Genomic DNA, 8,959 nt, shown 5'->3' with positions numbered 1-8,959 from the left:
AGCTGAAATAACTCATTATATCGTTGGTTATTACAGCTCAGTTAGACCGCATCATTACAATGCTGGTTTAACACCGAATGAGTCAGAAAAAAGATACTGGCTTGAATACAAAACCGTGGCCAATATTAGTTGACCACTACAACACGTTTAAAAAGAATGAACGAGTGCGTCATGGATGACGCAAGATAAATGCAGGGAGGCAAGTGTGGGTTTTTAAATGCCGCTCTAAAGTAATGTCACCTGAGCGGCAAGGTGGCTATCTAAAAGCTTAACCCACCCTTTACCCAAACGAAATCGGTTTTCTGCCGGTTTTTTTATCTTTAGTTTTTGCACTTCTAGCGGTTGGCGTTTTATCCGCTTTTTTAGCTTTTGCAGGGACGGATTCTTCGCTGGAGTTGCTGCTTCAGCTATTTGCTGATATTCAACTGTGTCGTCATCTTGATTGGCGTTTTCAAATAAATCTGGGGCTTGCTAGTCTCTCAACGCTTTCGCTAGCAGATACTTTTGCGTTTTTATGGACAAATTTAATCAAAGTGATGGTCTTTAAAAGAACAATAATGCCAAGTGCTTTTGCAATTATTGTGTTTATTTTAATCAGTTAGATGGTTAGTGTTCATAGTTTTCCCATGCATCGTGTAAATCTTGCTCTATTTGAATCGCAATTTTCTTGAAATCTTCATAGTGGTCGTTGCTAAGGGAGATTTCATCTTTTAGTATGGCGGGGATCAGGCGGCAAGTTCTTTTAATCATCCACAGTAATTCATATTGCATGGCGTCAATTTCTTGTAATTCAGCATGATTATGATCAAAGCTACTATCATCTAACTCCTCAAGCCACTTCACTATTTCAGTACTACCTATGCCTGAACGTGTAATAATGTCGAAAATTTGTGAACTTGAATAAATAAGAGACTTACAGTGACGCTTCTTACTTATTTCATTGATTTGGTTTATGAAATCAGTTAAATCGGTACATAGTTTCTCGAGTTTTGTGCGTTGCACTGCGAGCCGTTTTGGGAGCGTAGGAAAGTCTTTTCGATTAAGCAGATCTGTAACCGCCAGGTTTGAACGGTGAATAATTGCGTATACGGCTTGATAGGACTCAAACAGAAAAGTATTTGAATTAACTTGAAGGTAGGGCATGATATCAGCCATATTCCTACCTAAAATTGAAAATTGGCGGCTGCGAATATGGTAAAGAATATCAGCTAAACCAATAATCTGGCCAGTGTAGCATAATTTTTCTTTGGTCAGTTCATTAGGGTATCCGGTGCCATCGCAACGCTCATGGTGTTGCATAATCCCTTTTGTAATATCACTGTCAAACACGTTAACACTTTCTACAATGAGCTTGCTGATAAAGGTATGACATTCAATTGAATGCCATTCGGAGTCATTAAAGTTACCTGTTTTTTTTAAGGTATCTGGTTGTACATGCAATAACCCAAGATCATGAAATAGCCCGGTTAAAAATGTGTTGTATATTTTTTTATATGGTAGGCCCATTTCACGCGCGATCATGGCTCCAAACCATGAGCAAAACAATGTTTGTTGATAAATATCTGGCATCTGCACTTTAAGCACCGTGAGTTTCTGCAGTAAAACTCTTGGTATTTGTATATCACAGCATAAATTTTGTAACACAGCTTCAAATTCTTCCCCGCTATGTATCATCGATAAATCGGGGTAACTTAAAATAAAGTTATGTATATCTTCTAATAAAGTTTGGCTAGTCAAGCTGCCTTCAATGCCAATGACATTATCTAGGGCTTTTTGCATTTTGTGACCTGTGAGAAAGCTAATAACTCGCCGTTCAATGCATGTGCCTCTTGGTACCAATAGAACACCAAACTCATTACAAATATCTTCCATAGCTGCAACTTTATGCTTTTTTGTACACTCAGAAAGATGTTCTACATAACTGTCGGCAACCTTTGGGTTGTAAGAATTATTAAAATTCTGCTGCTTTATCATTTGTGTAGGGGGAAATGTGACTTATAATATTCAAAGCTTAGTATAAGTTTTATGATATATAAATTTTATGTCTTTCAATCATAAAGCGTGTTACAAATGATCTAATTCACTATAGAAATTTAAACGAAGTATGTAGCAGTGATAACAAGGTGAACTTTAGAGTTAGGCTATATTTAAAAGTTTTGCTAAGTCGCATCGGCCTTCCATGACCTTGTTTTAGGTGTGTACTATAGGATAGATTTAATTTTAAGCTAGTTTAATCATCAATCGATATAGCCGATTAAAGCTGAACTATTACCCAAACGAGATTGGTTTTCTGCCGGTTTTTTTATCTTTAGTTTTTGCGCTTTTAGCGGCTGGTTTTTTATCTGTTTTTTTCGCTTTTGATGGCGACGGATTATTCGCTGGAGTTGCCGCTTTTGGTTCCTCAGTTACCGGCTGATATTCAGCTGCGTCATCTTGATAATCATCTTCAAATGACTCGCTTTCTTGGTAATCACTCTCAGTGCTTTCGCCTGAAAACTCTGCAACTTGGAATAGTTGGCCGTCGAATTCTACCGTGTCACCAGCGTATACTTTTTTGCGTTTTTGTAGGCAAATTTCACCATTAAGAGCAACATAGCCGTCGGCAATTAACATTTTTGCTTGGCCGCCAGACTCAACTAGGTCAAGTAGCTTTAATAAGTTACATAATTCAATCGGTTGCTCTTCAAGTTCTACAACAAAAGCTTGTGACATGGATAAATCTCTTAACTGGTTTCGCTGGCTATTGTATCAAACTTATAGGTGCGGTCGAGTTCGCTGATGCCTAATCCTGACTTTTTACGCACTTTAATTTGCACTGGTATACGTTCTTTCATCGCATCGATATGACTTATTACGCCAATAGTTTTGCCGCTGGCATGTAGGTTGTCGAGCGCATCAAGGGCGATATCGAGGGTTTCTTTATCGAGTGTGCCAAAACCTTCATCTAGAAACAGTGAATCAATACTCACTTTATGACTAACTAAATCGGAAAGCGCGAGTGCCAAAGCAAGGCTCACTAAAAAGCTTTCACCGCCAGATAGGGTGTTGGTATCGCGTACTTGCTCGCCTTGCCAAAGGTCGATAATTTGCATTTCTAACGACTGGTCTTCTTTGCGTTTTAATAGGTAGCGGCCAGTGAGCTTTTCAAGTTGTCGATTAGCAAGGTAAATCAAATTATCAAGCGTTAAACCTTGGGCAAATTTTCTAAATTTATCGCCTTTTTGAGAGCCAATTAAACCGTGTAAATAATGCCAGTCTTGATACTCGCGGTTAAGTAAATCGAGCTCGTGTTTTAAATCTTTAAGTTTGTCTTGTCGCGCTGCATTTTCATTAATTTGATTGCTCAATAACCCCAGTTGTTGGTTGGTTTGACCAAGGGTTTCATTTAGCTCGTCAAAGGTGCTTTGTAGCTGTTGGCTATTTAGGTTTAGCGTCTTAAATTCATGCGCTTGTTGGGCTTTCAATTCATTTGAAACAGTATTTATTTGCTCGCTATTAAGTGTAAGTGCAGCATCTAATTGGCGTTTAAGCTCAACTAATTTCTCAAATTCATCTGCTGATAAACGCGCTTGCTGCGCCTCATCAATGGTCGCATAAGGAGTTTTCTCCAGTAGTTTAGTGAGCTTGGTTTGCACCTCGTTTAATTGCACATTGGTATGATTAAGTTGTTCTCGCTTTTCGCTTAGCTGACCGTTGAGCTTGGTGAGCTCGGCATTAATTTGTTGGGCGTGTGTTTCAGCGGTTTTTGCTTCGGATTGAAGCGCTTCTAAGTATGCTTGTGATATCTGCTTTTCAGTTGCGGCCGATTTATCCCCAAATAGTTGCTGGCGTGTGTGTGCTTGCTCTGCAATTTTCTGCTGTGTGGTTTCGTGTTGATTTTTTAATTCACTTTGTTGCTTTGCATTTTCCATTTGCTGCTGTGATAAATGGTTGCGTGCCTGCTGTGCTAGAGCGAGTTGTTGTTGCACTTGTTGGTGTTTTTTATGCTGTGTTTTAAGTGTATTTAGCTGTTGTTTCTGTTCGTTAAACCAGTTGGCTACATCGACTTCTTGGCAGGAATACCCACTGCTATTAATTGTATATACAAGCTTTGTAAGTGCTGAGGTGTAAGCCTTTTGCTGCTCATTAAAGGCTGTTAATAGCTTTTGCTCTTTGGTAGTTAAGTTTTGTAATTGCTCAGTCGCGCTATTGAGTTTTTCAGCCAGTAATTGTATTTGATGGTTTAACTCGCGTTCTGCGTGTTGCGCCTCAGTTAACTGAGTATTTATTGCTTTAACTTGTTCATGGTTTTGTAACGCGGTTGAAAGGTGTTGCTCTGTTTCTGCAATAAACGTCAGTAAAGCGGTTTCATCGCTAATCGCAATTTGTTCAATCGCCCAAGTTGTGGCGATTGAATCTAGTTGCTGGGTTTTATTCGTGATTGCGGTATTTAATGCATCAATTTGTTGGGCGTTGCTGCTAAGTGCTGCGGAAAGCCCTATCACATTTTGTTGTAAATCACTTATCTCTTGTTTAAGCATTGCGATGTGCGTGTTTTCATCACCTGACGTGTTACCAGCCTCAAAATGACTTAAGTCGTGCTGAGCACTACCGCAAAGTGGGCAGGGGGTATCTTCTTCTAAATCTTGTCGTAGCAGAGCTAATTGGGCCTCTGCATCTTGTAAGCGAAGTGAGGTATCTAAACTTTGTTGCTGAGCTTTCAGTAGTGCATTTTGTGAAGCAAGCTGCGCTTTTAACTCAGGTTGGGCATTTTGTAAAACTTGAATCTGAGTTTTATCCGCAAATATTTCGTTTGTTATTTGTTGCCATTGAGTTTGCTGCTGTTTTGCAGTTTTGGCTTTATCTAGCGCCTGTTTAACTGAGTTTATTGTGTTTTCACACACATCAATATCACAGTTAACACCCAATTCACTTAGTTGTGTTTGTAACTGCGTAACTTGTAATTGGTGCTGTTCACGCTTTGTTTGCTCTTTTGCGATACCTGTTTGTTGCTCGCCAATTGCTTGGTTTAAGACGGTTTTGCTTTCGGCTAACTCGGTTAACTGGTTTTGTTGCTGTTGCAAAGACTGTGCGTTTAGTTGCAGTTTGGTGTGCTCATTAAGCCACTCTGCAAGCTGATGTTCAAATTGCTCTATATCGATGGTTTGATCAAAACTAGCGGCAAGTTGCTGCTTTTCAGCTTCAAGGTTATGAATGCTACTTTCACTTTGTTGCAGCGCTTCAGTCAATTTTTTTTCTTGTATATACAAGTTTTCTAGCTGCTGATTTAACTCGCTTAATTTGCTTTTGCTATGCGAAAGTTGGTTATCGAGTGGGATTACTTGGTTATCAATAAGCTCAAATAACTTTTTTTGCGCTTGTTTGGCAGTATCGAGTTTAGTGGCTAGTGAGTGAGTTAACTCAACTACCTTTACTTGCTCGTTTGCGCGAGAGTTTGCTTGTTGTTGATAACTTTCAATACTGGCGATTTGGTTTTGCTTGGCAGTGTTTAACGATGCGAGTTTATCTAAATCAACCGCGATCTTTTGTGCGGGCAGGGCCGTTTCAAGGCGCGTTAGCGCTGGCTGTTTCTCAGCAAGTTCATTTTCAAGTTGAATTTTTTGCTGTTGCAGTTTTTCTAAACGCTGTTGGTTTTGTGTAACTTGGTTATGCCAATCGCGTTTTGCTTGCAGGCTGGTAAGCTCGCTTTTTAAATTAGTTTGTTGTGTTTGTAGCTCACTAACTTGCTGGTTTATTTGATTTATGCGTTCTTCAGGTAACAGTTCGAGCGACTCTGTCTTGGTGCTTATCACATTAAGCGCATCGCGTGCTTCACCAAAGCGTTGGTGCACTAATTGTGAAATTTGGCCATAAATTTCGGTGCCGGTGAGTTCTTCTAATAACTCGGCGCGGTCGGCTTCTTTGGCTTGTAAAAATGCGGCGAATTGCCCCTGCGACAACATCATGGATTTTGTGAAGCGGGTAAAGTTAAGGCCAGTGAGTGACTCGATTAGCTTATCTTTCTTTTTAATTTGCGCCGCAATGGGTTTGTTGCTCGCCACTTCAACCAGCTCTACTTCTGCTGGTTGTAAGTTACCGTCAGGCTTATTACGGGCACGGCGCATTGACCAAAAAGCACGATACACACCTTGATTTACGGCAAATTCAACTTCAGCTAAACAGTAACTGGTGCCACGGGTCATTATTTCATTATTACTTGCGCTGATTGCACCAAGCCTTGGCGTGCTGTTATAAAGCGCTAAGCAAATGGCATCTAAAATAGTGGTTTTACCGGCGCCAGTTGGCCCAGTGATAGCAAAAATACCGCTTTCGGCGAATGGCGCTTTGTTAAAGTCGATTTTCCATTCACCTTTTAGCGAGTTTAAATTGGCAAAACGCAGCGACAATATTTTCATGACTGCGCTCCTTTTGCTGTATTAAGCAGTGAAATAAAGTGCTGGGTTAGGCGCTCTTTACGGGCAAGATCGTCATCTGTTGTAAACTCTTCAAGTGCGATGCGTTTCTCAAAAACCTCTAAAGGTGTTATTTCAGATAGATTCTCTTGCTTTTGTTGGCTAAGTTTAGCTACATGTTTACGCGCACGCTTTAGTTGTAATACTTCAACAGGCAGGTCTTTGGTGAGATCTAACACGGTATTTTGCAGGTCGCTAATATAGTCGTCGGTGGTAACTTCAATACTCAGCCAGGTTGTTGCAGTTTGCTCTGCAAATACGGTTAATGCGTTTTTAATTTCGGCGAGGTTGCCTTTTATGGTTTGCATTGCTTGAAAGCGCGGGATTTCAAGTTGGCTTATTTGCGAAACATTTTGCCCGTTAAACTCAACTAAGTTGACCGATTTTGCGTGTTTTAATTCATCAAAACTAAGGGCGATTGGCGAGCCGCTATAAAACACATTACCTTCTTTACCAACTTTTTGAGCGCCATGAATATGACCAAGGGCGATGTAATCGGCGTTTGGCAGTTGATGTGCGTTTATACCTGACAGGTGGCCGATATAAATATCGCGCACTGACTCTGAGCTAGATGCGCCTACCGCAGTTAAATGGCCCGTCATAACAATCGGTATTTCTTGCCCTGCTTTTAATGTTTGCGCGGCCTGAAAGGTGTTTTCAAAGTGTTGATAAATACCTTTGGCAAGATTGTCTTGTTTTTCTTTTATGCTTTCGTCGGCGCGACTGGTGATAATGTCTTTACTGCGTAAAAATGGAATGGCACAGACATAACCTAGTGTTTTTTCGGCTTTAGTTATAGCGACGATTTGCTCTGCTACATCTTCACTTGCTTGTGATACCACATGGCAGTTAAGCGCTTTTACTAAGCTTTTAATCTCGTTAAGAGTAGCTACCGAATCGTGATTGCCAGCGGTTACAATCAACTGACAATTAGCTGCTTGCATCGCCAAAATAAGCTCGCTGTAAAGGCTGCGCGCATAACTTGGTGGCGTGCCAGTATCAAAAATATCTCCTGCGATAATCACCGCATCCACTTGCTGCGCTTTAACTTGCTCTGCTAGCCATTTGATTAATAAATGGTGTTCTTTTTGCCGAGACTGATTAAAAAAGCTCTGGCCAAGATGCCAGTCAGATGTGTGAATAATGCGCATAAGAGTTCTTGATAGCAAAAAAACTCACTTTATCACTTTTTAATAAAACCCATAAAGGGCAACGAGCTGCATAAAGCATAATTTTTTAACTGCTGCTTTTAGCGCATAACATGTTGTTGCAGTGCGCTAAAAGCAGCAGTTAGATCTTCGCTTAATGGATGGTTATAATGCGTTTTTTATTTTGCTAACCAGTAAGAGAAATTCAGTATGTTCACGGCCATACAAAGCCAGTTTCAACGAATCGACGACAGTAAAGCGTTTCAAGCCTTTGTTATTTTTGTCATTGTGGTATCGGCACTGAGTGTTGGTGCGCATACTTATGCCTTGCCTGTGTGGATGGAAAATCTCTTACTGCTGTTAGATAAAGGCATTACAGTATTTTTTGCGGTAGAAATTGCAATTCGTTTTATTGCTTCAAAAGGGCCTAAAGCGTTTTTCTCTAAGGGTTGGAATATTTTTGACACCATAATTGTGATTGGTAGCTTATTACCTGTCGCGGGTTCAACGGTGTTTATTGCGCGTTTACTGCGTATTTTCCGTGTACTGCGTTTGGTTTCTATGGTGCCTGAGCTACGTATGCTGGTGAATGCGCTGATTAAAGCGATTCCGCGCATGGGTTACATCGCACTACTAATGTTTGTAATTTTCTACATTTATGCCGCTGTTGGTAGCATGATGTTCAGTGAAATTAACCCAACGCTTTGGCGCGATGTATCGATTTCAATGTTGACGCTGTTCCGTGTTGCAACCTTTGAAGACTGGACAGACGTAATGTACGAAACCATGGCGGTGCACCCGCTAAGTTGGATTTACTATTTGTCTTTTATCTTTTTAACTGCGTTTATTTTCTTAAATATGATGGTAGGTGTGGTGCTTGAAGTGATGACGCAAGAGCACGATAACTTTGTAAAAGAAAATACTGACGAATTAGATGAGCCAGCCACCAAAGCTGAAGTGCTTGAGTTAAAAGCGCAAATTGTTGAGCTAAATAAATTACTCAACGAACGGCTGAAGTAACCGTCATTCGGCACTTGCGCATCTCGCTAACCTCGTCAACACTTACTAAGGGTTGTCAGGTTGAGCGGGTGTGCAATGCAAAACAAACAAAGACGTATTTATCAGATACTCTATTTTGTTTGCGGCATTACATTGTGTGCATTAGCCTACTGGCTGTTCGGAGAGTTGGTTGGTGTTATTGTTACCTTGGCCGTTATCTTACTTTTTTTGTTATTTGTTTTTATCCACTCTCCAATGCTAATTCTAAGCAATCCTTCTCCCAAGTTACTGACTGAGATTGAAAAACAGCCTGTGTCGATACTCACTAATAATGCCTATGATGTTTTCTCTCTGCTATCT

General features: G+C 40.4%; 6 protein-coding genes and 1 pseudogene. 3 read left to right on the top strand and 4 right to left on the bottom strand.

The features are described 5' to 3' along the window. Positions 1-133: pseudogene (locus ABYD77_RS15880) on the top strand (IS3 family transposase); the annotation flags it as partial. A gap of 473 nt (positions 134-606) precedes the next feature. Here the strand turns inward: ABYD77_RS15880 and ABYD77_RS15875 are convergent. The 4 genes from ABYD77_RS15875 to sbcD all read right to left on the bottom strand — a co-directional run bounded on the left by ABYD77_RS15875 (position 607) and on the right by sbcD (position 7,603). After that, on the bottom strand, positions 607-1,872 hold the full coding sequence (locus ABYD77_RS15875; protein ID WP_372771091.1) for an HD-GYP domain-containing protein: 1,266 nt from the start codon (positions 1,870-1,872) through the stop codon (positions 607-609). A gap of 396 nt (positions 1,873-2,268) precedes the next feature. Further along, positions 2,269-2,712 carry an RNA-binding S4 domain-containing protein gene (locus tag ABYD77_RS15870; protein ID WP_372771090.1) on the bottom strand — a complete coding sequence of 148 codons (444 nt, stop codon included), beginning with the start codon at positions 2,710-2,712 and terminating at the stop codon, positions 2,269-2,271. An 11-nt stretch (positions 2,713-2,723) separates the two neighbouring features. Next, the gene (locus ABYD77_RS15865) at positions 2,724-6,395 is read right to left on the bottom strand and encodes an AAA family ATPase (RefSeq protein WP_372771089.1); all 3,672 of its coding nucleotides are present in this window, start codon (positions 6,393-6,395) and stop codon (positions 2,724-2,726) included. Beyond that, entirely contained in the window at positions 6,392-7,603 is a 1,212-nt protein-coding gene (gene sbcD, locus ABYD77_RS15860) for an exonuclease subunit SbcD (protein ID WP_372771088.1), read from the bottom strand. Before sbcD ends, ABYD77_RS15865 begins: the two co-directional genes overlap by 4 nt. Positions 7,604-7,810: 207 nt before the next feature. On the opposite strand from sbcD, the gene ABYD77_RS15855 reads away from it, so the two are divergent. Together ABYD77_RS15855 and ABYD77_RS15850 are read left to right on the top strand one after the other, a co-directional pair. Then, positions 7,811-8,620 (top strand): ion transporter, encoded by an 810-nt coding sequence (locus ABYD77_RS15855; RefSeq protein ID WP_372771087.1) that lies wholly within the window; start codon positions 7,811-7,813, stop codon positions 8,618-8,620. Between the two features lie 75 nt (positions 8,621-8,695). Next, positions 8,696-8,959 (top strand): hypothetical protein (locus tag ABYD77_RS15850; RefSeq protein ID WP_372771086.1); only part of this gene is annotated, 264 nt, incomplete at its 3' end.

It is taken from the genome of Pseudoalteromonas sp., from assembly GCF_041629635.1.
Classification (GTDB): Bacteria; Pseudomonadota; Gammaproteobacteria; order Enterobacterales; family Alteromonadaceae; genus Pseudoalteromonas.
The sequence above is the reverse complement of the archived record's forward strand: the minus strand, read 5'-3'. Positions and strand labels throughout refer to the sequence as shown.

Coding starts and splice junctions, on each gene's coding strand:
- ABYD77_RS15855 (WP_372771087.1), top strand. CDS start 7,811: ATGTTCACGGCCATACAAAGCCAGTTTCAACGAATCGACGACAGTAAA.
- ABYD77_RS15865 (WP_372771089.1), bottom strand. CDS start 6,395: ATGAAAATATTGTCGCTGCGTTTTGCCAATTTAAACTCGCTAAAAGGT.
- ABYD77_RS15875 (WP_372771091.1), bottom strand. CDS start 1,872: ATGGAAGATATTTGTAATGAGTTTGGTGTTCTATTGGTACCAAGAGGC.
- ABYD77_RS15870 (WP_372771090.1), bottom strand. CDS start 2,712: ATGTCACAAGCTTTTGTTGTAGAACTTGAAGAGCAACCGATTGAATTA.
- sbcD (WP_372771088.1), bottom strand. CDS start 7,603: ATGCGCATTATTCACACATCTGACTGGCATCTTGGCCAGAGCTTTTTT.